Origin of the sequence: Ligilactobacillus ruminis ATCC 27782, from assembly GCF_000224985.1 — a bacterium.
Taxonomy (GTDB): domain Bacteria; phylum Bacillota; class Bacilli; order Lactobacillales; family Lactobacillaceae; genus Ligilactobacillus; species Ligilactobacillus ruminis.
The window spans coordinates 1,038,437-1,062,165 of sequence record NC_015975.1 but is presented as its reverse complement, the minus strand read 5'-3'; the positions used below and the strand labels follow the sequence as shown (position 1 = coordinate 1,062,165).

At 45.3% G+C, this 23,729-nt stretch carries 22 protein-coding genes and 1 CRISPR repeat array; of the genes, 21 read left to right on the top strand and 1 reads right to left on the bottom strand.

Annotated features, from left to right (window positions below):
• Window positions 1-38 precede the first annotated feature (38 nt).
• Window positions 39-917, bottom strand: coding sequence for a patatin-like phospholipase family protein (locus tag LRC_RS05355; RefSeq protein WP_014073490.1), 879 nt, complete (start codon window positions 915-917; stop codon window positions 39-41).
• Between the two features lie 168 nt (window positions 918-1,085).
• On the opposite strand from LRC_RS05355, the gene LRC_RS05350 reads away from it, so the two are divergent.
• From LRC_RS05350 to LRC_RS05260, 21 genes are all read left to right on the top strand, one after another.
• Window positions 1,086-5,435, top strand: coding sequence for a PolC-type DNA polymerase III (locus LRC_RS05350; RefSeq protein ID WP_014073489.1), 4,350 nt, complete (start codon window positions 1,086-1,088; stop codon window positions 5,433-5,435).
• A gap of 160 nt (window positions 5,436-5,595) precedes the next feature.
• Window positions 5,596-6,069 (top strand): ribosome maturation factor RimP, encoded by a 474-nt coding sequence (rimP, locus tag LRC_RS05345; RefSeq protein WP_014073488.1) that lies wholly within the window; start codon window positions 5,596-5,598, stop codon window positions 6,067-6,069.
• A gap of 20 nt (window positions 6,070-6,089) precedes the next feature.
• Window positions 6,090-7,295 carry a transcription termination factor NusA gene (nusA, locus tag LRC_RS05340; RefSeq protein ID WP_014073487.1) on the top strand — a complete coding sequence of 402 codons (1,206 nt, stop codon included), beginning with the start codon at window positions 6,090-6,092 and terminating at the stop codon, window positions 7,293-7,295.
• 14 nt (window positions 7,296-7,309) lie between these two features.
• Window positions 7,310-7,609 (top strand): RNase P modulator RnpM, encoded by a 300-nt coding sequence (gene rnpM / locus LRC_RS05335; protein ID WP_003698237.1) that lies wholly within the window; start codon window positions 7,310-7,312, stop codon window positions 7,607-7,609.
• Complete coding sequence (locus LRC_RS05330) at window positions 7,599-7,904, top strand: L7Ae/L30e/S12e/Gadd45 family ribosomal protein (protein ID WP_003693871.1); 306 nt, start codon at window positions 7,599-7,601, stop codon at window positions 7,902-7,904. The genes rnpM and LRC_RS05330 overlap by 11 nt, the downstream gene beginning before the upstream one ends.
• A gap of 63 nt (window positions 7,905-7,967) precedes the next feature.
• The gene (gene infB / locus LRC_RS05325; RefSeq protein ID WP_014073486.1) at window positions 7,968-10,289 is read left to right on the top strand and encodes a translation initiation factor IF-2; all 2,322 of its coding nucleotides are present in this window, start codon (window positions 7,968-7,970) and stop codon (window positions 10,287-10,289) included.
• An 18-nt stretch (window positions 10,290-10,307) separates the two neighbouring features.
• Window positions 10,308-10,664, top strand: a complete 357-nt coding sequence (rbfA, locus tag LRC_RS05320; protein ID WP_014073485.1) for a 30S ribosome-binding factor RbfA — start codon at window positions 10,308-10,310, stop codon at window positions 10,662-10,664.
• Window positions 10,665-10,722: 58 nt separating this feature from the next.
• Window positions 10,723-11,640: a tRNA pseudouridine(55) synthase TruB gene (gene truB, locus LRC_RS05315; protein WP_014073484.1), complete on the top strand. Its 918-nt coding sequence runs from the start codon at window positions 10,723-10,725 to the stop codon at window positions 11,638-11,640.
• A 12-nt stretch (window positions 11,641-11,652) separates the two neighbouring features.
• Entirely contained in the window at window positions 11,653-12,612 is a 960-nt protein-coding gene (gene ribF / locus LRC_RS05310; protein WP_014073483.1) for a riboflavin biosynthesis protein RibF, read from the top strand.
• 1 nt (window position 12,613) lies between these two features.
• Window positions 12,614-13,381 (top strand): TrmH family RNA methyltransferase, encoded by a 768-nt coding sequence (locus tag LRC_RS05305; RefSeq protein ID WP_014073482.1) that lies wholly within the window; start codon window positions 12,614-12,616, stop codon window positions 13,379-13,381.
• Window positions 13,382-13,951: 570 nt separating this feature from the next.
• A CRISPR array of direct repeats spans window positions 13,952-15,011; the repeat unit is 36 nt; unit sequence GATAATTACCTATCTCCGAGTGAAGGAGACGAAAAC.
• Window positions 15,012-15,353: 342 nt separating this feature from the next.
• Complete coding sequence (locus LRC_RS11935) at window positions 15,354-15,479, top strand: hypothetical protein (RefSeq protein WP_014073481.1); 126 nt, start codon at window positions 15,354-15,356, stop codon at window positions 15,477-15,479.
• Window position 15,480: 1 nt separating this feature from the next.
• Window positions 15,481-15,645, top strand: a complete 165-nt coding sequence (gene tnpB, locus LRC_RS10570; RefSeq protein ID WP_167317014.1) for an IS66 family insertion sequence element accessory protein TnpB — start codon at window positions 15,481-15,483, stop codon at window positions 15,643-15,645.
• Between the two features lie 126 nt (window positions 15,646-15,771).
• On the top strand, window positions 15,772-16,539 hold the full coding sequence (gene cas6, locus LRC_RS05300; RefSeq protein ID WP_014073480.1) for a CRISPR system precrRNA processing endoribonuclease RAMP protein Cas6: 768 nt from the start codon (window positions 15,772-15,774) through the stop codon (window positions 16,537-16,539).
• Entirely contained in the window at window positions 16,517-18,793 is a 2,277-nt protein-coding gene (gene cas10, locus LRC_RS05295; RefSeq protein ID WP_041819981.1) for a type III-A CRISPR-associated protein Cas10/Csm1, read from the top strand. The genes cas6 and cas10 overlap by 23 nt, the downstream gene beginning before the upstream one ends.
• 4 nt (window positions 18,794-18,797) lie before the next feature.
• On the top strand, window positions 18,798-19,235 hold the full coding sequence (csm2, locus tag LRC_RS05290; protein ID WP_014073478.1) for a type III-A CRISPR-associated protein Csm2: 438 nt from the start codon (window positions 18,798-18,800) through the stop codon (window positions 19,233-19,235).
• 11 nt (window positions 19,236-19,246) lie between these two features.
• On the top strand, window positions 19,247-19,915 hold the full coding sequence (gene csm3, locus LRC_RS05285) for a type III-A CRISPR-associated RAMP protein Csm3 (protein WP_014073477.1): 669 nt from the start codon (window positions 19,247-19,249) through the stop codon (window positions 19,913-19,915).
• 5 nt (window positions 19,916-19,920) lie between these two features.
• Window positions 19,921-20,841, top strand: a complete 921-nt coding sequence (gene csm4, locus LRC_RS05280) for a type III-A CRISPR-associated RAMP protein Csm4 (protein WP_014073476.1) — start codon at window positions 19,921-19,923, stop codon at window positions 20,839-20,841.
• A complete protein-coding gene (gene csm5, locus LRC_RS05275) occupies window positions 20,822-21,865 on the top strand; it encodes a type III-A CRISPR-associated RAMP protein Csm5 (protein WP_014073475.1) in 1,044 nt (347 codons plus the stop codon). Before csm4 ends, csm5 begins: the two co-directional genes overlap by 20 nt.
• Window positions 21,862-22,770, top strand: a complete 909-nt coding sequence (gene cas1 / locus LRC_RS05270; RefSeq protein ID WP_014073474.1) for a type II CRISPR-associated endonuclease Cas1 — start codon at window positions 21,862-21,864, stop codon at window positions 22,768-22,770. Before csm5 ends, cas1 begins: the two co-directional genes overlap by 4 nt.
• Window positions 22,770-23,075 (top strand): CRISPR-associated endonuclease Cas2, encoded by a 306-nt coding sequence (cas2, locus tag LRC_RS05265; protein ID WP_014073473.1) that lies wholly within the window; start codon window positions 22,770-22,772, stop codon window positions 23,073-23,075. The genes cas1 and cas2 overlap by 1 nt, the downstream gene beginning before the upstream one ends.
• Before the next feature lie 181 nt (window positions 23,076-23,256).
• A complete protein-coding gene (locus tag LRC_RS05260; RefSeq protein ID WP_225354862.1) occupies window positions 23,257-23,529 on the top strand; it encodes a glycine reductase in 273 nt (90 codons plus the stop codon).
• Window positions 23,530-23,729 lie beyond the last annotated feature (200 nt).

Genomic DNA, 23,729 nt, shown 5'->3' with positions numbered 1-23,729 from the left:
AAAGCGCCGATTTTGGTCGGCGCCTGGTGCTGTATGAATTATTCTGCTGATTTTTGATCCTGTTCAAGATATTTGATCATTTCGTCAAATGATTCTTTGGCATCCGCATACCCGCTTTCGTACAAGTCCTTGAGTTTTTTGACGTTATGCTCAAGCCGACCGACCTTGACGGGTTCTTTTGGAGCAATGCAGAAGATTTGTTTTGATTCCTCCATTTTCTGCAATTCTTCTGCCTGCTTGTTGTAGGCTTCAGGCCTGCCGTTGACCTGCTTGACGAAATCGGGGTATTGATTGAAGTTCATTTCCATTGCTTTTTCCATTGCCTTGCTACCAGGCTTTTTGCGGTATTCGCGGTTGCGGGTTCTGACTACGATGATTTTGTTGAAGCCCAATTCTTGTGCAAGATCGACCGGAACGGAGTCTGAGATTCCGCCGTCAAGACAAAGGCCTTGAGATGTTTCATGGGGCTTTGAAATGATTGGCATTGAAGATGAGGCTTCAAGGGCATCCGTCAGCTCTTTTCCGACCGGCGGCTTGTGAAATTCGACGCGCTTGCCGTCTTCTAGTCTGGTGGCTACGATTACGAAGTCCGTATCGGACAGATTGTAGGCATTTTCATCGTAGTTGTGCCATGAAATTCCATGATCTGTAAACAGATAGTCAAGATTGATGATGCTTTTGCCTTTTAAAAGATGTCTGACAGAAATATAGTCGCGATCGTTGCGGTATTCGGTATTGATTTCAAATGTTCTTCCGTATTGTTTGGAAACATAGTTTGCTCCGGCAAGAGATCCCGCTGAAACGCCGATGACGCAGTTAAATTGAATGTCGCGATCCAAAAAATAGTCAAGGACGCCGGACGTATAGCATCCGCGCATGGCTCCGCCTTCTAAGACAAGTGCCGCATTATAATACATGGATTCTCATTCCTTCATAATAGTAACAAAATTAGTTTATACAAATTCAGTATAACATCATCAGGAAGATTTTTCTCGTTACAACTCAGCGATAAGCAACAAAGTGCAAAAAGTGATCTACTGTGCTAAAATCGTATAAGTGAGTTTTCAATGAAAGGAAGGGTATGAGTGGGACTCGATAAAAAAGCCATGTTTGAAAAACTGCTTGAACAAATCAAGTGGCAAGACGACAGGGAAGTTTTTTCCGATGCGCTGATTGAAAAAGTCGAAGTGCATACGAAGTCGAAGCGTTGGGACTTTTATTTGGAAACAAACGACATCTTGCCGTTTCAAACATTTGCAAAACTTAATCAGCTTGTCGAGACGTCTTTCAGGCCGATTTGCAAGACGAGACTGCATTTTACGACGAGAAATCCTGTAATGAATGACGAAAAATTGGTTTCGTATTGGGCATATGCCGTTGAAACGAGCGGAAAAGCAAACGGTTTTATCCAAAATCTCTTGCGAAATTCTCCGGAACTTGATCACGGAGAGGTTAAACTGTTGGCTGAAAATACGGTCTTGCGCGATTTTTTGAAGCGCAACGTTTTGGAAAGAATTGAAGCGTCTTATCAGGATGCCGGTTTTCCAAGATTCACGATCAAACCCTATGTTGATGAAAAAGCGATTGAAGAAAAGCGGGAGGCCATGCAGCAAAAGCATGCCGAAAACGATGCGGAGCTGGCCAGAAAAGCTTATGAGCAGATCAAGATTTCGAATGAGCAAAAGGCCAAGCAGCCAAAAAACGTGAAGAAGCAAGAAGAACTTCCGCCTGTTGAAGGGCCGGTGATGGTCGGCAAGAAGATTTCGGAAGAAACAGAGATCAGACCGATGAAGACGATCGTAGAAGAAGAGCGCATTGTGGTCGTCCAAGGCTACGTCTTTGATTCCGAGGTGCGCGAACTGCGCTCCGGCAGAAAAATTCTGACGTTTAAGATTACCGATTATACTTCTTCGTTTGCCGTCAAAAAGTTTTCGAACAATGCCAAAGATGAAGCGATGTTTGATGCCGTCAAAGTCGGCCAATGGGTCAAAGTCAAAGGAAACGTCCAAGAAGACAGCTACATGAGAGATCTTGTCATCAATGCCTATGACATCAATGAAGTCAAGCATGAAGGACGAAAGGATACGGCTCCTGAAGATGAAAAGCGCGTTGAGCTTCATCTGCACTCCAACATGAGCATGATGGATGCGACGAATTCGATTTCTGACTTTGTCGCACAAGCTGCCAAGTGGGGACAAAAAGCGATTGCGATTACCGATCACAGCACGCTGCAGGCCTTTCCGGAAGCACATTCAGCAGGGCAAAAAAACGGTGTCAAGATTTTGTACGGCGTTGAGGCAAACGTTGTTGAAGACAGTCAGCCGATTGCGTACAACGAAGCGCATGAAGAATTGAAGCATGCGACTTACGTCGTGTTCGATACGGAAACGACGGGTCTGTCGGCTCAATACAACAAGGTCATCGAATTGGCCGCGGTCAAGATGAAAGACGGCGAAAAAATCGAAGAATTTGAAGAATTTATCGATCCGGGCCATCCGCTTTCGCAAACGACGATCAATCTGACGCACATTACGGATGCGATGGTTCGCGGTTCAAAAACGGAAGAAGAAGTTTTCAAACTCTTCCGTGAATTTTGCAAGGGATGCATCATCGTCGGACACAATGCCACGTTTGACGTCGACTTCATGAATACCGGCTATCTTCGCCATGGCATGCCTGAGATTAAGGAACCGTGGGTCGATACGCTGCCTTTGGCAAGAATTTTGTATTCGGACATGAAACGCTTTACGCTTGATACGTTGGCCAAGCGGCTCAAAGTTGATTTGGAACATCACCACCGGGCTATTTATGATGCCGAAGCGACCGGCTATATTTTTTACAAGATGCTTGCTGACGCGCGCGAACAGTTCGACATTTTGTATCATGACGATTTTAACAAGCACATGGTTCAGCCGGATACGTACAAACAGCAGCACCCGTTTCATGCAATCGTTTTGGCTAAAACGCAGGACGGGCTGAAAAATCTTTTCAAGCTGGCATCAGATTCGATGGTCAATCACTTTTACCGCGTTGCCAGGGTTCCTCGCTCAGTGCTTGAAAAATACCGTGAAGGACTTTTGGTCGGTTCCGGCTGTGCCGACGGCGAAGTTTTCACATCCATGATGCAAAAAGGCTATGAAACGGCCAAAGCCAAGGCCAAAAATTATGATTATCTGGAGATTCAGCCAAAGTCACTGTATGCACCGCTTTTGGAGCGCGAACTTGTCAAGGATGAAGAAGAGCTTGAAGACATCATCAAAAATATGGTGAAATTGGCTGAAGAACTCGACAAGCCGATCGTTGCAAGCGGAGACGTGCATTTCATGAACAAAGAAGATGCGATTTACCGCAAGATTCTGATTCATTCCCAAGGCGGCGCAAACCCGCTCAATCGCTTGAAAAATCTTCCTGATGCACACTTCAGAACGACGGATGAGATGCTTGACGAGTTTGCCTTTCTCGGACCTGAACTGGCTAAAAAGGTCGTTGTCGATGATCCGAACAAGGTCGCGGCAATGTGTGACGAAATCACGCCCGTCAAGGATAAGCTGTACACGCCGAAAATGCCAGGGGCAGAAGACGATATTCGCAATCTGACGATGAACAAGGCACATGAGCTTTATGGCGATCCGTTGCCTGAAATCGTTCAGGCCAGACTTGACAAAGAATTGAAGTCCGTTATCGGCAACGGCTTTTCTGTAATTTATCTGATTGCGCAAAAGCTCGTTTTCAAGTCCAACAAAGACGGATACTTGGTCGGTTCTCGTGGGTCCGTCGGTTCAAGCCTGGTGGCAACGATGACCGGAATCACCGAGGTCAATCCTCTTCCGCCGCATTATCGTTGTCCTGAGTGCAAATACTCGGAATTTTTCACAAAAGGCGAATACGGCAGCGGCTACGATCTTCCTGATAAAAAGTGCCCCAAGTGCCAGACACAGCTCGTCAAGGACGGACAGGAAATTCCGTTCGAAACGTTCCTTGGATTCAAAGGCAACAAGGTCCCTGATATCGACTTAAACTTTTCCGGCGACTATCAGCCGGTTGCACACAACTACACGAAGGTTTTGTTCGGAGAAAACAACGTGTTCCGTGCCGGAACGATCGGTACCGTTGCCGACAAGACGGCGTACGGTTATGTCAAAGCGTACGAACGCGACAATGAACTGACGCTGAGGTCTGCCGAAGTCGATCGCCTGGCCAAGGGAGCAACGGGCGTCAAACGCACGACCGGACAGCACCCGGCCGGAATTCTGGTTGTTCCCGACTACATGGATATTTATGATTTCACGCCGATTCAGTATCCGGCAGACGACGTCAATGCGGCCTGGCGCACGACTCACTTTGATTTCCACTCGATTCACGACAATATTTTGAAGCTCGACTGTCTTGGTCACGATGATCCGACGATGATTCGCATGCTGCAGGATCTTTCGGGAATTGAACCAAAGACGATCCCGACTGATGACCCCGGTGTGATGGCGCTGTTTTCCGGAACGGAGATTCTGGGCGTCACGGAAGAACAGATTCAATCGAAAACGGGAACGCTCGGCATTCCGGAATTCGGAACGAGGTTCGTTCGTGGAATGCTTGAAGAAACGAAGCCAAAGACGTTTGCCGAACTGCTCAAGATTTCCGGTTTGTCTCATGGGACTGACGTTTGGCTCGGAAACGCCGAAGAACTGATTCAAAACAAGACTGTGACGATGCCTGAAGTTATCGGATGTCGTGACGATATCATGATGGATCTGATTCACATGGGCGTTGAAAGCGATCTGGCCTTCAAAATCATGGAACACGTGCGTAAGGGACGCGGCATTCCGGATGAGTGGCAAGAAGAGATGCACAAGGCAAACGTTCCCGAATGGTACATCGGCGCCTGCCTGAAAATCAAGTACATGTTCCCTAAGGCACATGCTGCTGCTTACGTTTTGATGGCGCTGCGCATTGCATATTTCAAAGTCTACTACCCGCTGATCTACTATTCTGCATATTTTTCCGTGCGTGCCGATGATTTTGATCTGGTCGCAATGGCCAACGGCAAGGAATCCGTCAAGGCTCGCATGAAAGAAATCAATGAAAAGGGCAATGATGCTTCAGCTAAGGAAAAGAACCTGTTGACCGTGCTTGAGCTTGCAAACGAAATGCTTGAACGCGGCTTTGAGTTCAAGATGGTCGACATCAAGCGTTCGGATGCTTCGGACTGGCTGATTGAAGGAAATACGCTCTTGGCGCCGTTTTCGGCAATTCCGGGTCTTGGGTTGAACGTTGCAAAACAAATCGTTGCGGCAAGAGAAGAGCGCGAGTTCATTTCCAAACAGGATTTAAAAGAGCGCGGAAAGGTTTCGCAGTCATTGGTTGATTTCATGACGGAAAACCACGTTTTGGACGGATTGTCTGATGAAAATCAGCTGTCGCTTTTCGACATGCTTGGCTAAATGCACTGCATTTACATTCATTTTCATACGAAACTTGAAAATGTCGTTCCAGTATGCTACAATAACATTGTTTTTGATACTCGTTAGGGAGTGAGCAGAGATGCTCGCTCTTTTTATTGGAGCGGGTTCTATTGGATGAAAAGATGCGAGGAGGAAAATTTTGAGCAGCGTTGTTGAAACAGTGACGGAATTAGTCACGCCTATATTGGATGAACGTCACTTTGAATTAGTTGATGCGGAATTCGTGAAAGAAGGCAAAAGCTGGTATTTGCGAATTTATATCGATAAGCCTGGTGGAATCAATATTGAGGAGTGTGCGCTTGTCAGCGATTTGCTCGGCGAAAAGCTTGACGACTGCGACCCGGATCCGATCCCTCAGGCATACTTTTTGGAAGTTTCCTCACCTGGTGCTGAGCGTCCTTTGAAAAAAGAACGCGATTATGAGCGCGCGTTGAATTCTTATATTCATGTTTCGCTGTATCAGTCGTTGGAGGGCAATAAGGTTTATGAAGGCACAATGGTTGACTTGAAGCCGGATGAACTGACGCTGGAATACATGGACAAGACTCGTCAAAAGACGATTGTGATTCCGCGCAAGCAGATTGCACAGGCGCGTTTGGCAATCAAATTTTAATAATAAGGAGCACAGAAAAAATGAGTAAGGAATTGCTTAATGCATTGGATGCACTTGAAACTGAAAAGGGCATCAAAAAAGAAGTCATCATCGATGCTTTGGAACAGGCACTTGTTTCCGCCTACAAGAAAAACTACGGTCAGGCACAAAACGTCAAAGTGACGTTTGATGCAAAACGCGGCGACATCAAGGTTTTTGCCGTTAAGGAAGTCGTCAACGAAGTTTTGGATTCATGCCTCGAAGTCAGCCTGTCTGATGCTCTTGAAATCAACAGAGCCTATGAAATCGGCGACACGATTGATTTTGAAGTTACTCCGCGTGATTTTGGACGAATTGCGGCTCAAACTGCTAAGCAGGTCATCATGCAGCGCGTGCGTGAAGAAGAGCGTCAAATGATTTATAATCAATATAGCCGTTATGAAAATGAAATCATGACCGGTGAAGTTGAACGTCGCGACAGCCGTTACGTTTATGTCAACCTCGGCAACGTTGAAGCCGTTCTTTCGAAGCGCGATCAGGTGCCTGGTGAAGTTTACAATTCACATGATCGCATCAAAGTTTACGTGTACAAGGTTGTTGATCCAAACGAAAATCAAAATGCCGAACAAAATGAAGAAGAAGGCAAAAAGAAGCGTCGCAACCGAGGACCTCAGGTTTACGTAAGTCGTTCTCATCCTGATTTGTTGAAGCGCATGTTTGAAAATGAAGTTCCGGAAATTTTTGACGGAACCGTTGAAATCAAGTCGATTGCGCGTGAAGCAGGCGATCGTGCCAAAATTGCCGTTTACTCCGATCAAGAAGGAATCGATCCGATCGGAACTTGCGTTGGCCCACGCGGAGAACGCGTCAAGGCAATCGTTGAAGAATTAAACGGAGAGAAGATGGACATCGTCGAATGGAGCGAAGATCCGTCCGAATATATCAAAGCTGCCTTGAAACCGGCCGAAATTCTTGAAGTTCGCTTCGACAGAGAAGACGATCATGCATGCACGGTCGTCGTCCCTGACACGCAATTATCGCTTGCAATCGGCAAGCGTGGCCAAAATGCCCGCCTTGCAGCTCATTTGACGGGCTACAAGATTGACATCAAGTCCGAATCAAACATGGAAGAGCTTGATCGTCAGTCTGAAGAAGAACCTGAGGAAAATTTTGAATTGCCTGAAACAGAAGATGTTGAAACAGAAGATGTCATCAGCATTGAAGACATTGAGGCAGATAACGAATAAAGGAGGTTTTTTAAATGGCACAGCGTAAAATACCGATGCGAAAAGACATCGTTACCGGAGAAATGAAGCCAAAAAAAGAACTCGTTCGTGTTGTCAAGAATAAAGAAAATGAAGTTTCAATCGATCCGACCGGAAAGAAGGCCGGACGCGGGGCATATATTCATTTAGACGTCAAAACAGCCGAGAAAGCAAAAAAGGACCGCACCTTCGACAAGGCATTCGGGCTCAAAATTGACGATGCCTTTTACGATGAGCTGGTTGCTTACGTTGATCACCAAGCAGCCCGCGCGGAATTGTTTGGAAATGGAAAATAGACAAAAAGTTTTGCAATCATTGGGCCTTGCTCGTCGGGCAAAAAAACTGACGACGGGCATTGACCTTGTTATTGACCAAGTTCGACTTGGAAAGGCGTACCTTGTTTTTTGCGCAAATGATGCAGGACAGAGTACGAAAAAGAAAATTACTGATAAATGCAATAGTTACAACGTCACGTGCTCGCTTGAATTCACAAGGGATGAACTCAGTGCGGCAATAGGATCGAAACGCTCGATAATTGCAGTGACGGACGCAGGCTTTGCTAAGAAATTCAAGCAACTGCTGTCTCTTTGATTCGTGTATTTCTCGAATCAAGAGTCTTGACAGGCCTGATTTTACGAGAATGGAGCGATGTCGATGAGTAAAAAAAGAATTTATGAATTAGCAAAAGAACTCAATGTTTCCAGCAAGGAAGTCATTGCGGCAGCCAAAAAGAAGGGAATTGAAGTTGGCAATCACATGTCGACGATTGGAGAAAACGAAGAGCGGCAGGTAAGGGCTGCTTTTGCTCCAAAGAAAGCCCCTGTTGAGAAAAAGGCGGCTGCCTTTAAGGCTGAAAAACCGGTCAAAGAGCATAAAAGGGAAAGTGAAAAGGTCGGAAAGAAGCCTTCTGACAAGCGATCGACCGAAAAAAAGCAGGCTGTTCGCCCTGATCAAGGAAAGACCAACCGTGATCAAAAGTCAGTGAATAGAATCAACGAAAGGCATTCTGGTAACCACATGGATAAAAATAAAAACAACAACAATCGCAGGAGCAACCAAAGAGAAGGACAAAGCAACGATCGTTTCGGCGGAAACGACAACAAAAAGGGCAAGTTCAACAAGAAGAACAACAATCGCAAAAACAACAAGCGCAATAATCGCAATCAACGCGACAATAATAAGAAGAACGCCGTTCCGCAACGCAAGAACAAGCCGTTGCCGGAAACTTTGGTTTATACGGTCGGCATGAACGTTGCCGATATCGCAAAGAAGATCCACCGCGAACCGGCAGAAATCATCAAGAAGCTCTTTATGATGGGCGTGATGGTCAACCAAAACCAATCGCTTGACAAAGATACGATTGAAATTCTTGCAGCCGATTATGGCATCAAGGCTGAAGAAAAAGTTGAAGTTGACGTAGCCGACATCGACAAGTTCTTTGAAGAAGAAGCAAACAATAAGAAACACTCCGCACCGCGTCCACCGGTCGTAACGATTATGGGACACGTTGATCACGGCAAAACGACGCTTCTTGACAAATTGCGTCATACGAACGTCACTGCCGGTGAAGCAGGCGGAATTACGCAGCATATCGGTGCTTATCAGGTAAGACACAATGACAAGATCATTACGTTCCTTGATACGCCGGGACATGCCGCCTTCACGAGCATGCGTGCTCGTGGTGCCGACATCACCGACATCACTGTCTTGGTCGTTGCCGCAGACGATGGCGTCATGCCGCAAACGATTGAAGCCATCAACCACTCGAAGGCTGCCGGGGTTCCGATTATCGTGGCCGTAAACAAGATCGACAAGCCTGGTGCAAATCCTAACCACGTGATGGAGCAATTGACCGAATACGGATTGATTCCTGAAGATTGGGGCGGCGATACGATCTTTGTCGATATTTCTGCTAAATTCGGCAAGAATCTTGACGAATTGCTCGACATGATTTTACTTGAGGCAGAAATGCTTGAACTTAAGGCAAATCCTAAGCAGCATGGTGCAGGGTCCGTTATCGAAGCTCGCCTTGACAAGGGCAAGGGATCCGTTGCAACGCTTTTGGTTCAGCAAGGAACTCTTCATGTCGGTGATCCGATCGTTGTCGGAAATACTTTTGGTCGCGTTCGGACGATGACTGATGCCAGAGGTCGTGCCATCAAGAAGGCTACTCCGGCAACGCCAGTCGAAATTACCGGTTTGAACGAAGTGCCGCAGTCAGGTGATCGTTTCGTGACGTTTGATGACGAAAAGACGGCGCGTGCAGCAGGTGAAGAACGTGCCAAGCGTGCTCTGATGAAAGAACGCAGCCAAACGACGCACGTTACGCTCGACAACTTGTTCGATACGCTTAAAGAAGGCGATATGAAAGAAGTTGACGTGATCATCAAAGCCGACGTTCAAGGTTCCGTTGAAGCAATTGCACAAAGCTTCAAGAAGATTGACGTGGAAGGCGTTCGCGTCAACATCATCCACCAGGCCGTTGGTGCCATCAACGAATCAGACGTGACCTTGGCCGAAGCTTCCAATGCGATCATCATCGGATTCAATGTTCGTCCTACGCCTCAAGCCAAGGTGCAGGCAGATCAAGACAAGGTCGACATTCGTTTGCACAACGTCATCTACAAGGCAATCGATGAAGTTACGACTGCCATGAAAGGGATGCTTGAACCCGTCTTTGAAGAAAAAGTCACCGGCTACGTTGAAATCCGTCAGACCTACAAAGTTTCAAAACTTGGCACGATTGGCGGCGGCTATGTCACGGACGGCTACATTCAAAGAGATTCCGGCGTTCGAATTATTCGTGACGGAATCGTGATTTATGAAGGAAAGCTTGCATCTCTCAAGCGTTTCAAAGATGACGTCAAGCAGGTCAAATCCGGATTTGAATGCGGCTTGATGGTTGAAAAGTATAATGACATCAAAGAAGGCGATCAGCTCGAAGCCTTCATTATGGAAGAAGTTCCGCAAGACTAACGGGAGGAATTGCTATATATGGTACAACATTACCGTGTCGGACGTTTGTCACAAGAGATTCAGCGCGAAGTCAACGACATTTTGATGAAACGCGTCCGCGATCCGCGCGTTGAAGGCGTGACGATTACCGGCGTCGAAGTTACGGGCGATCTGCAGAATGCGACAATTTATTACAGCACGCTTTCAAACCTTGCTTCTGATGCCGAAAAGACTCAAAAAGGTCTCGATAAGGCAACAGGGTTGATCAGACGAGAACTTGGGCAGCGCTTGAGCATCTATGTCACGCCTGAAATCAAATTCGTTCGTGATGAATCCGTGCGTTACGGGGATCATATCGACGAACTTTTGAACAAGCTTCATCAGCAGGATCGTTAAGATGAAAATTGCGGGGATGGGAATTTTTCCCATCCCTGTTTTTGAGAGGTGAACACTTATGGATGGAATTTTACCCCTGAACAAAGATCGCGGCATGACCAGCAATGATGCCGTGTTTAAATGCAGACGCCTGTTTCGGACCAGAAAAGTCGGACACAGCGGGACGCTCGATCCAAACGTTGACGGCGTGCTGCCAATCTGCATCGGACATGCGACAAAAGTCGTCAGCTATCTGATGGAATCAGGCAAAGTTTATACCGGTGAGGTCACGCTTGGATTTTCAACGGAAACGGAAGATCTTGACGGGGAAATCGTTGAAGAGTATTTTTTGACGAAGCCTTTTTCAGATGAATTGATCAAGGAAAAGATGCAGCAGCTTTGCGGAGACATCATTCAGATTCCTCCGATGTATTCTGCCGTCAAGGTCAACGGCAGACGTTTGTACGATTACGCCAGAAAAGGCGAAAAAGTCGAACGTCCCAAGAGAAAGATTCACGTTGGAAGTTTTGAATTGGTCGGAAGCTCTGCATTTGACAAAGAAAAAGGCGTCCAAAAATTGCGTTTCAAAGTCGCCTGCGGAAAAGGAACCTATGTCAGAACGCTTGCCACGGATCTCGGCAAAAAACTTGGCGTTCCGGCCGTCATGAGCGATCTGACGCGACTTGAAAGCGGCAGTTTCAAGCTTGACGAAGCCTATACGCTGGCACAGCTTGAAGAACTCAAGCAAAACGGCAGGCTGGAAGAGGCCTTGCGCCCGGTCGACCATGCTTTGAAAATGCCTAAAAGAGAACTGACGAGTGCGCAGTGGAAAATCGTCAAGAACGGCGGCTTTTTGTTGCCTGAAAATTTCAGTGACTTAAGCGCAACGGATGGCCTTCAGGTCGCTTTGACGTATCAAAACAAGTGTCGCTGCGTCTATCGATATAATGAAGAAAAGAGACGCTATCAGGCAGAACAGATGATTGATCTGACATAGAGGTGCATCATGATGCAAGTTGTTAAATTGCAAGAACCGTATGACAATAATTTGATTCCGGACGGACCGATCGTTCTTTGCCTGGGCTTTTTTGACGGCGTTCATCGCGGACATCAGGCAGTAATCCGTGAAGGAAAGAGGCGCGCGGAAAAGCTTGGGGCAAAACTTGCGATCATGACGCTTGACCGTTATCCGGGAATCGTGTTCAATAACGAGGAAAACAAGGATTTTGCGTATCTGTCGAGCGAACGAAAAAAGCTTGAACTTTTCGAACGCTTCGGAGTCGACCTTTGTTACGTCGTTTCGTTTGATGAGAAGCTCTATACGCTCAGCCAGCAGGATTTTGTCGAAAAATACATCGTTTCGCTCCACGCAGTCTGCGCGGTTGCAGGAAGCGACTATACGTACGGAAAAATGCCGTATGAAAACGGCGGCGACATGTCGCATCTGGAAGGCTATGCCAATGGACGCTTTGAGGTGGTCAAGGTTTCGCATATTCTTGATGACGGAGAAAAAATCAGTTCGACAAGAATCAGAAAAGCGCTCCGGAAAGGAAACGTCAAAATGGCAGCAGATCTTTTGGGTTATTCGTACGAAACAAGCGGTCAGGTAGTGCACGGCTTTGAGCGCGGGCGAAAGCTGGGTTTTCCGACGCTGAATCTTGAAACAAAAGAGCCGGTCATGATACCTTCTGAAGGAGTGTATGCGGTTTTCGTCAGATTTGAAGGCGAAGAAAAACGCTACATGGGGATGGCATCAATTGGTCGCAACGAAACTTTTGGCAGTCACTTTGAAAAAACGATCGAAATCAACCTGCTCGATTTTTCGGACATGGTTTACGGAAAAAACGTTTTTGTCGAGTGGATCGAGCTTTTGCGCGGAATGAAGAAGTTCAGCGGCGCAAAGGAATTGATCGAACAGTTGAATCATGACAAGGAACGGACAAGAAAAATTCTGGAAAAGAGGAATTAGCATGGATATTATCACATCATCATCCAATCAGCGCGTCAAGGACTGGAAAAAACTTTCGCAAAAAAAGGCGCGAATCAAGCAGGAAAAGTATATGCTTGACGGATGGCATCTGGTCAAAGAAGCGATTCTTTTTGATCAGCCGATTTCGGAAATCCTGGTGACGCAAGATTTTAAGCACAGAAATGAGCTTGAAGTTCCAGACAACGTTGAGGTTATCGAAATTTCCGACAACGTGGCAAAGCATCTGAGCGAAACGCCGAGTCCGCAAGGTATCTTTGCCGTTGTGAATCTTCCTGAAAATGCAGAGGAGAAACCTGAAAAAGCAACCGGTGCGTGGCTGTTTCTGGACGGAGTGCAAGACCCCGGAAACATCGGAACGATGGTCAGGACTGCCGATGCCTGCGGCTTTTCCGGCGTAGTCTTTGGGGAAGGGTGTGCCGACATGTTTCAGCCGAAAGTCGTTCGGGCCATGCAGGGCAGCCAGTTTCATTTGAAGCTTTGTTCCGGAAACCTGATTGAATGGGCTAAAGAATTCAAGCAGCGCAAACTGCCGGTCTTTGGCAGCGAGCTGAACGATCAGGCCCGTTCCTATGATCAGGTCGGACGTCACAGCGACTTTGCGCTTGTCATGGGAAACGAAGGCAACGGAATGAGTGAGAAACTGTTGAAAGAAACTTCCCTTAACCTTTATATCCCGATCAAAGGACATGCCGAATCGCTCAACGTTGCAGTCGCAGCCGGCATACTGATGTTCGGGCTGATGGAATAGACAATGGAATGAAAATCAGGGAGACTGGGGTAAAAAAACTGTCTCGAACAAAAATCTCGGATGATTTGCAATTAACTGCAAATTTCATCCGGGACTTTGTGTATTCGGGATAATTCTTCGTAGAAGACTGGAATTTACGATCAAATCTTAAGAAATCGGCAATTTGCCCGTAATCCCTCCTTGGAGCCCTGATTGAGAAGGAGATTCGCAGTTCTGTATTTTATAGAAAAGCGGGTTTTCATGTCTTAAAATTGAAAGAATGCCGGACAAAATCAGTCGAATTACGACGCCTTTGTTCGGCATTTCATTTAATTCAGGAGTGAAGAAGGAGTTTTTTCCAGCCTCTTTTGATTATTGTCAAGGCAACATGCAAGGGGCGAACTGACTGAAAATTCGAGACTGGGTTGCATATTCATAAAAAATAGGATAAAATATAGATGTTCGATGCATTGGTACGATGTACTGCCGTCAAATTGGGCGGTGCTGTTCCATTTAGGTACGTCTCGCCCGGGTTCCGGGCGGCTTGGACAGGATGAAAATGCCGTTGTTATGGTGTTTTTGGATGCGTCGGATAATTACCTATCTCCGAGTGAAGGAGACGAAAACGATAATTACGAAAGTTTATCTCACAAAACACTTGCACGATAATTACCTATCTCCGAGTGAAGGAGACGAAAACCAAGTTCATCATCAAAATACAACTCTTCTTCTGCTACAAAGATAATTACCTATCTCCGAGTGAAGGAGACGAAAACTTGTCACTTATTCCGGTGACATATTTATTATAATCTGGTATGATAATTACCTATCTCCGAGTGAAGGAGACGAAAACCACAAGGAACTTGCACAACTCTTTGCATTATGCTATGAGATAATTACCTATCTCCGAGTGAAGGAGACGAAAACCCTTTTTTGTCCCTATTATTTGCAGCCTTAATTAAAGATAATTACCTATCTCCGAGTGAAGGAGACGAAAACAAATAATTTAAAAAGTTGTTGCATTTATAGCTTGGATAATTACCTATCTCCGAGTGAAGGAGACGAAAACACATCTTCTTCCAACATAAATTCAAAAGGTGAAATGGATAATTACCTATCTCCGAGTGAAGGAGACGAAAACAAACTCAATAATACGATTCATAATAAAACTCACTTTCATGATAATTACCTATCTCCGAGTGAAGGAGACGAAAACTTAAGTGCTTTTTCAATCTTTTGCCTGTTTCGTTCGGATAATTACCTATCTCCGAGTGAAGGAGACGAAAACCTAGCTTGAATTTCCAAGCCATTTTCTGTTGTTTTAATTTGATAATTACCTATCTCCGAGTGAAGGAGACGAAAACATATCGTTGTTAAAATCTTCCGTGTTTTCCTTGTGATAATTACCTATCTCCGAGTGAAGGAGACGAAAACGTTAAGCTCTTCCATTGAATAAATCCTATCTTCATAAGATAATTACCTATCTCCGAGTGAAGGAGACGAAAACTTTATTGAAATATTTAAGTGTTGGTAAGTTCATATCTGATAATTACCTATCTCCGAGTGAAGGAGACGAAAACTTCGCCGTATAACCATTGTTCTTAGTTTCACCGTTGATAATTACCTATCTCCGAGTGAAAAAAAGTGATACAATGTAAAAAATACGGGATAATTCTGTTATTTAAAGCAAGCTTTTGTATAGCAGAGTTTTTCGTGCTACAACCAAGATGAAAAGATGAGACGCAGTCAATATGTTCGTCAATGCTAAACGCACTTGAATCCGACAGGTGCGTTTTCCGTATATAAAAAGAGGATACTGATATTCGCCCCATCGTAAGCGGTCTTTAAATAAGCGTTCCTCATAAACCTCCGATATCTTGGCATGCTTTAAACATCAAGTATAATCGGAGGTTTAAATATGAAATTGGATGACGTAGTGGAAGTCAACCTTGTTGACCGAAGCCCTTGAGAAACATACCGTCCAGTTAGGGAAATGGCTGCGAAAATTATTACGGAAGATGTTGAAATTCGAATTTACAATGGAGCTTTAAGAGAGATTCTCAAAAATTTGAACAACTATCTTTGGTATCGTGATCAAAATGTTTTCAAATATAAATAATATGAAAATCTATCTCGTTTGCGGTAAGACCGATCTTCGCAATGGGATAGACGAATCAGCTGCTCTTGTTACCGAGGCGTTCAGTTTGGACGCCTATGATAATGCGATTTTTCTGTTTTACGGAATACGTTCCGATCGTTTCAAGGTAAGCGGTTGGGGCACTTGAGAAGAATATGATGCAAGTGGTTGTAATCATTTATATTTGGATATAAAATGAAAACATGAAGGTTGGGAGTTCCCAACCTTTCGTTGTTATACGATTAAAACATAACTAAAAAGAGTGGGGATAACAATGAAGAAATTACTCTTGAAGTGCAGACGCGAATGCGACATTGATGATTGCAGGGAATCGGTATATCTTCATGGATGGCTTATGAATCATCTTGATGATGACTTCGCTTCGGAGTTGCATCAGGCGGGAATGAATCCGCTGTCAATTCAGGTTGTTCATGATGAAGAGTCAGTGTCATTCATCATTAACCTGCTTACAGGGAAAGCATGCAATGAGGTTGAACCTCTGATCATGAGTGATTCACGCAACATGATACGCATTAACAGCGGCAATCAGCATGAATTTGAAATCATTGAAAAGGCTGTATTTGAACGGAGCGAGTCTGATCTTTCGAAAATTTTCTATGGAAACGACTGCAGTAAGGTTCTCAAGTTGAAGATCATGACGCCGACGGCCTTCAAGACCAACGGGAAATACGTGTTCCTGCCTGACGTACGGCTTGTCTTTCAGAACCTGATGAAGAAGTACGGCTGTGCTTTTGAGAAGGGTGAGGACATTGATTTTGAACTGCTTGATGAAATCTGCAGCAAGGTTGAGGTTGCCGCATTCAGCCTCAAGTCACGGCGCTTCTACCTTCATAAGGCATATGTGAACGGCTTTCAGGGGTACCTGACGTTGGTCTGCCATGGAAGCCAGACATTGACTAATTACATTGCGATGCTGCTGAAGTTTGCGGAATATTCCGGCATTGGCGTCAAGACCAGCATGGGCATGGGAGCGGTCAGGATTTTGGAAGGAGTTGATAATGTTGGAAAAAAGAATGAATGACATGTTTTACGGAGCGTTTCTTCATGACATCGGCAAGGCTCTCCAGCGTGCGGAAGGAAGGATGGTAAAACATCAAAAGATTGGCGCTGATTTTCTGGAAAAATACACGGACAACCGTGAGATAACGCATTCACTGCGTTATCATCACAAAAATTATATGAGCAGTTCTCTTCCCGCAAACTCCTTGTCGCATATTACATATATTGCCGACAACATTGCCAGCGGCACGGACAGAAGAAAGGAAATGGAGGACGGCAAGTGGGGATTTTATGCAAAGGTCCCGCTGCAAGACATTTTCAACCGGTATGGGAAGCATGCCTCCAAAAGATACATTGCACCAGGCGAATTACAGCCTGACAATGTTGATAAGGTGTTTCCAAGTGAATTCAGGCATGATTATACTTCTGGCGAGTACGGGCGAGGCGTTTCCTATTTTAGTACTGGTTTGAGAGCCGTTGAATTTACCGAAGAGTACATTCCCAGTGTAATCAATCTTGTTGAGGCGACAATGAGCTTCATGCCTTCATCGACATGCATGGAGGAAGTTTCCGACATTTCCCTATACGACCACATGAAGCTGACTGCAGCTTATGCATGTGCCATTCTCCAGTATGCTGACGAGAAGGGAATCGATGACTACAAGACCGAATTTGTGGACAGGGGACGGTCCTTCTACAAAAAACAGGCCTTCATGATGGTCGGCTTTGACTTTACCGGCGTACAGGATTTCATCTACAGGATAACAAGCAAGGGAGCGCACAAGCAGCTGCGTAGCCGTGCATTTTACATGGAGATGATGTCAAGATGGTTTGTTGACAGTCTCGTCAGGAATCTTGGCCTGACTGAGGCAAGTGTCATCTATGCTGATACTGAGCATGGATACATAATTACGGGCAACACTTCGAAAAACAGGGATGTGGTCCGGAGAACACAGAGGGAGTTCAACGAGTTTCTCATGGAAAACTTCGGAAACATGCTGTATGTTTCGACGGGGTCGGCGTTGTTTTCGGCCAGTCAGGTGATGGAGGAGAACAGTTCCGATGAGTACACCAGGATTTTCCGGGAGATTGACGAGCTTTTGGAAAGAAATTCCAGAGAACGCTATCAGGCTGATGACATTTTGAAACTCAACCGGCTTGGAAAGAAGACAGGCCGTGAGTGTGCCGTCTGTCACAGTGTCAGGGAACTGATTGATGGTGAGAATAAGTGTTCGCTGTGTTTCAAGCTGGAGAATTTTTCGCGGGACATTCAAAAACAGCAGTTCTTTGTTGTCAACGATGATGAGAGCGGCCTGCCGCTTTGTAACGGCAGGTATCTGGACACCGCTTCAGAGGATCAGATCCGCAGCGGTGAAGTTCAGGGAAGCATTTATGCCAAGAACCGTCTTGACACCGGCCACATGCAGGAAACACACATCTGGGTCGGCGACTACAGCTGGACAAACGACTACAACAGCTATGCCGAGCGTAATTGGACGAAGGAGAACAATGGCGGGACGGCAGTCGGCATCAAGCGTCTGGGGGCCCTGATGATTGACGTCGATGATCTTTATGCCGGCTTCCTGGCAGGATTCAAGGATCAGGGAGAGGGTAGGTACACGACGATGAGCCGTTACGCAACGCTTTCCAGAAGAATTCAGGCGTTCTTTAAATTGTATCTGAACAGTTTCGCCGAAGACAAAAGAATCAGCATCATCTATTCCGAAGGCGATGACGTCTTTGCAATCGGTGCATGGGATGACATTCTGGAATTTGTTCAGGACATTCATGAGTGTTTCAGAAAGTGGACCGATGGCAAGATGACATTCTCGGCCGGAGTGGCGCTTGTTTCAGCCAAGACACCGGTCAACATCATCGCCAGGAGGACAAGGAACCTGCTGAAAAGGGCAAAGCTTTGCGGCAGGGACAGGATTGCCCTGTTCAGTGAGGACAATGTCTTTGCGTTCGATGAGTACGTCAATGACATAACATTTGGAAAACTCAACGTCATCAGGAACTTCTTTGAAAATGAGGACGAATACGGAAAGGCCTTTGCATACAAGCTGCTTGATCTGATCAGAAGCCGCGATGAGGTTGACAGGATTTCATTCGCCCGCATTGTGTATTACCTTACCAGACTTGAAAACGCGGCTGATGACAAGGAAAACTTCCGTGACTTCAGGAAATCGATGATTGACTGGTTCAATGACGGTAGGGAAATTAGGAAGGCCGAGATGGCCTTGATGCTTTACATTTATGAAATCAGGGAGGATTGACAGGATGAATGAAGAAATTGAAACGTCCAGAGTGAATTTTAATAAAAAGGGATATGTGAAGTCCGCAGAGAACGTAATCAGGTTCTTGAAGGATGAGAACTTCCATGTTGTTACGAACAGAAAGAACGGTAAGGGTGACTACCTTACCATGTCTGCAATCAGAAACATTCTGAGCGAAACAAGCGCAATTTACGATACGGTAAGGTCACAGGGTGTGGAAACTGCCAGAATAAAGCTTTCATATCTCAAAGTCAAGCTGGTCTATCAAAGCGGACGCAATGCGGCAGTTAAGCGTTTTGTGAAAGTGTCAAATCTTCTTGGGGCACTGGACGAGGTAAATGAATATTACGAAAAGCCTGAGGAAAAGGACTGGATTATTCTGTTCTGCCGGTACATGGAAGCACTGGTTGCTTACTTCAAATACTATGGTGGCAAAGACTAGGGGGCATTGAAATGACAAAGTTAAGTAAAATAAGATTCAGTGGTACAATCGAACTTGAAAGCGGACTTCACATTGGTGGCGGTGACGCCTTTGCGGCAATCGGTGCAGCGGATTCCACAATCGTCAGGGATGCGGTTACGAACATGCCGGTAATTCCCGGTTCAAGTCTGAAGGGAAAGATGAGAACGCTTCTTGCCCGTGCATATAATGAACAGGTTGCAGTAACACCAAATGATGACGATGAACGTATCACCAGGCTTTTCGGTGCAAGTTCCGGCTACGGCAAAGACGGCAGGTGTCCTTTGCCTGCAAGGCTCATCTTCAGGGACAGTATTCTGACGAACGGCGGGGAGCTTCTTGAGCGCGGTGCCGATTCGTATACGGAAGTGAAATTCGAAAATACGATAAACCGCGTTACCGCCGTTGCAAATCCGCGTCAGATTGAGCGTGCGATCAGGATGAGCCGCTTTGACTTTGAACTTATTTATGACGTTGTTGAAGAAGATGAGGTGGAAGAGGACCTTGACACCATTCTTGACGGTTTCAGGCTTCTGGAACTGGACTATCTCGGCGGAAACGGCAGCCGAGGGTACGGCAAGATCAAGTTTGACGGACTCAGGGCGGAAACGGTGTTCGGAGATTACGACGTGACCAGGTTGAATGAAAAACTGGAGGCATAGAATGTATGACATTTAAAATATACAGAATGAGCTTTCAGCGCGCTCACTTCGGAAAGGGGTATCTTGATACGAGTGACATGCTGTTTGATGCCAGCCGTCTGTACAGTGCTCTTTGTCTTGAGGCAATTAAAAATGACTGTCTGAATGAATTCACTGAACTGGCTGAATCCGATGGATTCTTCCTCAGTGATGCCTTTCCTCATGTCGGAGAACCGTATTTTCCAAAGCCGGTGTGTTATCCGAAGAAAAGGATGGTCAGACTTGAAGGCCTGAAGGAAGACAACGAGAAAAACAAGCTGACGGACAGGATAGTTGCAGTTCCGATGTCTGAGATGTCTGCATTCATCAGGGGTGAGGCAGATTATTCCGTTCTCTTCGAAGACCAGGAGGGTTTCTGCAGGAGCAGCATCGTTGTCAGAAAGGGTGAAGATCCTTATGAAGTGGGAGTAACGACATTCAGTCAGGATGTCTATGTCCTTGCAACGCAGAGCGAACTTCTTGATGAACTGATGACCAGCCTTCAGTACAGCGGACTTGGCGGCAAGCGTTCAAGCGGATACGGAAGGTTCGACCTTGCAATCGAGGAACTTCCTGAAGGACTCGAGGAAATGCTTAATACCGACGGCAATGAACAGATGCTTCTGACAACTGCACTTCCGCAGGACGCCGAATTGCATCAGGCAATGACCGGTGCAAGATATGACCTGAAGAAGAGCAGTGGCTTTGCGTACAGCGAGACTGCAGGTCAGCTAGTGAGAAAGCAGGATTTGTACAAATTCAGAGCAGGCAGTGTCTTTGTCAATAAGTTCAAGGGGCAGATTGCAGATGTCCGTCCGGACGGATATCCGCATCCCGTCTACAATTTTGCGAAGGGCTTGTTTTTAGATCTCAAGGGGGTAAGGGAAAATGAAGGATTATCATACTAAGTTTGATTTTACTCTGCTTGTTCTAGGACCTGTACATATCGGATCAGGGGAAAAGTATACAAAAAAGGAATATGTATATGAGAACAATAAATATTATTTTCCGGACATGGGCAGACTTTATCTGAGAATAAAGGACGAACCTGGACTTAACAGTGCCTTCACTGCCTTCATGACTGAAATCAACGACGGAAGTAGAACGACCACATTAGGAGAGTTTCTTTCGGCCAACAGCATTTTGGACCGGGATTTCGGCGGATATTCTATCTCTGAATCAGGATACGAATTTGAAAAGTCATCCGGAAGAAGCTGGAACAGCCGGAATCGGGAACCTGGTGCCGGGCGCAACCTGAATGAAATCTCTGCATTTGTCAAGGATTCATACGGCAGGCCATATATTCCCGGAAGTTCACTGAAGGGCGCAATCAGGACGATACTCATTAATGAAAAGTTTAAAACGGATGATGTTCCTTGGAAGGATGGGGATAATATTTTCAATGAAATAAGGATTTCTGACAGTAAGCCAATAAGCGTTGACAATCTGACTCTGGTTCAAAAGTGGGACTATAATGCTAAAAAGAATTGCTCAAATTCGCTTCCGATTTGGAGAGAATCTTTGAAACCGTTGACACGAATTGAATTCACGATTACAACTTCAAGTGAACGTGCAAGGAAACTGATAGAAAATTTGAGCCATTATGCTAAAAGTTTCTATCAACGATATAAAAATAAATTTCTGAGTGCGTACCCCGACAGAGTTATTCAGAAAAACATCGATTGTCCGATTTATCTTGGTGCAGGAAGCGGACTATGGACAAAAGTTGATTATCACCATGTAAGAATTGATAAAATTCAAGAAAAGTCGTATAAAAAAATGAAGATGAAAGGTAATGGGGTTTTAAAGCTTGCACGATATAAGAAGGTGAAAATTAAAACGAAAGATGGCAAATCTATTCATTTAACTAATGATGTTTTCTATGAAATGGGAAAATGCGGTTTCAGCATAAAAGAAGTTGATGTTGGGTGAAAAATATAATTTATGTTAAAACGCAGTATTTTGTTTCTACCAGCAATCAAGGTCTTAAATTTTCAAACGTTATTGACAAAAGCAAGCAGTATATGGCTTATGATGATGTCGGTGTTCTGATTTTCGACAACGTCAACAGCTACCTTTCGAGCAAGCTGATTCAAAAATGCGTGGAACACGGAATAGCCCTGCTTTTCTGTGATGCAAGGCATTCGCCTCTTCTTCTGATGGATAATGTGTACAACCAGAAGAACCGCTTTGAACTCCTCAGTGCGCAGCTGTCTCTTGCAAGCAAGACGAAGAACAGAATCTGGTCGAAGATTGTCATGGCCAAGATCAGGAACCAGGCGAAATGCGTGGAGCAGACGGGTCACAGCAGAAATGATGTCGGACTCATTCAGTCCATTTCATCAAACATCACTGAAGGTGACAAGCATAATGTTGAGGCTTATGCCGCCCGTGAGTACTTTCCGATGATGTTCGGGAAGAATTTCAAGCGCGGAAGGTTTGACGACATAATCAATGCGGGTCTTAACTATGGCTATGCCGTTTTGAGAGCGCTGATCAGAAGGGAGATCGTGATGCACGGGTTGGAACCTTCATTTGGCATCCATCACGCTTCCGTCGAGAATCCGTTCAATCTGTCCGATGATCTGATAGAACCGTACAGGGCATTTGTCGACCTGATTGTTCATGACGTCATCATTCCCAGGAATCACGAGCAGCTTGATTCCAGTGACTGCGAGGACATTGTCAGGGTGTTGTTTGAAAAATGCGTCATGGACAACAAGGTATACTATCTTGGTGATGCCATTAAGGTGACGGTTAATTCATATGTGAACTGCATCAACAACAGTACATCCAGCAGTCTTAAGCTGCCGGGATTCATTGAGGGTGGTAAGTGATGATGCTGCTTTTATGCTTTGATCTTCCACGGGATACGAAGGAAGAGAGAAAACAGGCTGCAGAATACCGGAAAAGGCTGGTGGAATTGGGTTTTTCGATGAAACAGTTCAGCCTGTATGAGCGGGAGGTTCAGTCTCAGAATACGCGCGACCGGCTGATTGAAATACTGAGGAACGAAATACCTGCTGCCGGTGCGATAACACTTTACCTGCTGCCGGATGAGGTTAATGACAAGCAGATTACAATTCTTGGCAAGAATGCCCCTAAGCTGACGGTTGGTGTACCGCACTTGATAGTTCTGTAGATGGTGAAATAGTGAATGTTCCTGGTCCCCGGCATTTTTTGGTGCAGATTTCCCATGTGCCAGGCAGGTAATGCTGCTGAAGAGATAAGATTTGAGTATATTAAGAAGAGCTTATTTAAAAAACCTGATGTATAAGTAAATTGGCAGTTACCATCAGCGTATTAAACAGGGGTGTGATTGAATGGAAGAAAGAAACAGAAACAAAAGATTCCGTATAGAGTCAGTTTATTACGAGTCTTCAATGTTAGAACCTAGAGATGATTATAGTCAGGAACAATATGAAGAAATTGCGGATTTAGTCGGCAAGTGGAGTAGCTTTGATTTGGACAAAACGGATGCATACATCTATTTTGATGATTTGGAAAAAGAATTGGTTCCTTCAGTCCTTACGCCAGCGGACAGGAAAAGGTTTATCGATTATTTGAAAAAAGAAATTGAAGTAGTTAATGAATGATTGATGAAGTGATGGCAGGTCTGATTCATCATCCAATTAGTGAGATTCTCTCATACCTGGTGAAGTGACATTGTGTTGGAAGAAGCGGAAAAATTATAAAACGAAAGTGAATGCGATCTAAGTGAATTCACCGAAAACACTTTACAATATCTGAAAGTATGCCTAGGGGGTGTGAGGTTCGCGGGTTAGCTGCGTAATAG

Bases quoted from the DNA above. Each gene is read 5' to 3' on its own strand.
- nusA (WP_014073487.1), top strand. From the start codon at position 6,090: ATGAGTAAGGAATTGCTTAATGCATTGGATGCACTTGAAACTGAAAAG.
- LRC_RS05305 (WP_014073482.1), top strand. From the start codon at position 12,614: ATGGATATTATCACATCATCATCCAATCAGCGCGTCAAGGACTGGAAA.
- rnpM (WP_003698237.1), top strand. From the start codon at position 7,310: ATGGCACAGCGTAAAATACCGATGCGAAAAGACATCGTTACCGGAGAA.
- csm2 (WP_014073478.1), top strand. From the start codon at position 18,798: ATGAATGAAGAAATTGAAACGTCCAGAGTGAATTTTAATAAAAAGGGA.
- truB (WP_014073484.1), top strand. From the start codon at position 10,723: ATGGATGGAATTTTACCCCTGAACAAAGATCGCGGCATGACCAGCAAT.
- tnpB (WP_167317014.1), top strand. From the start codon at position 15,481: ATGAAAATCTATCTCGTTTGCGGTAAGACCGATCTTCGCAATGGGATA.
- rbfA (WP_014073485.1), top strand. From the start codon at position 10,308: ATGGTACAACATTACCGTGTCGGACGTTTGTCACAAGAGATTCAGCGC.
- ribF (WP_014073483.1), top strand. From the start codon at position 11,653: ATGCAAGTTGTTAAATTGCAAGAACCGTATGACAATAATTTGATTCCG.
- LRC_RS05355 (WP_014073490.1), bottom strand. From the start codon at position 917: ATGTATTATAATGCGGCACTTGTCTTAGAAGGCGGAGCCATGCGCGGA.
- LRC_RS11935 (WP_014073481.1), top strand. From the start codon at position 15,354: ATGGCTGCGAAAATTATTACGGAAGATGTTGAAATTCGAATTTACAAT.
- csm4 (WP_014073476.1), top strand. From the start codon at position 19,921: ATGACATTTAAAATATACAGAATGAGCTTTCAGCGCGCTCACTTCGGA.
- LRC_RS05330 (WP_003693871.1), top strand. From the start codon at position 7,599: ATGGAAAATAGACAAAAAGTTTTGCAATCATTGGGCCTTGCTCGTCGG.
- infB (WP_014073486.1), top strand. From the start codon at position 7,968: ATGAGTAAAAAAAGAATTTATGAATTAGCAAAAGAACTCAATGTTTCC.
- cas6 (WP_014073480.1), top strand. From the start codon at position 15,772: ATGAAGAAATTACTCTTGAAGTGCAGACGCGAATGCGACATTGATGAT.
- csm5 (WP_014073475.1), top strand. From the start codon at position 20,822: ATGAAGGATTATCATACTAAGTTTGATTTTACTCTGCTTGTTCTAGGA.
- LRC_RS05260 (WP_225354862.1), top strand. From the start codon at position 23,257: ATGGAAGAAAGAAACAGAAACAAAAGATTCCGTATAGAGTCAGTTTAT.
- csm3 (WP_014073477.1), top strand. From the start codon at position 19,247: ATGACAAAGTTAAGTAAAATAAGATTCAGTGGTACAATCGAACTTGAA.
- cas10 (WP_041819981.1), top strand. From the start codon at position 16,517: ATGTTGGAAAAAAGAATGAATGACATGTTTTACGGAGCGTTTCTTCAT.
- cas2 (WP_014073473.1), top strand. From the start codon at position 22,770: ATGATGCTGCTTTTATGCTTTGATCTTCCACGGGATACGAAGGAAGAG.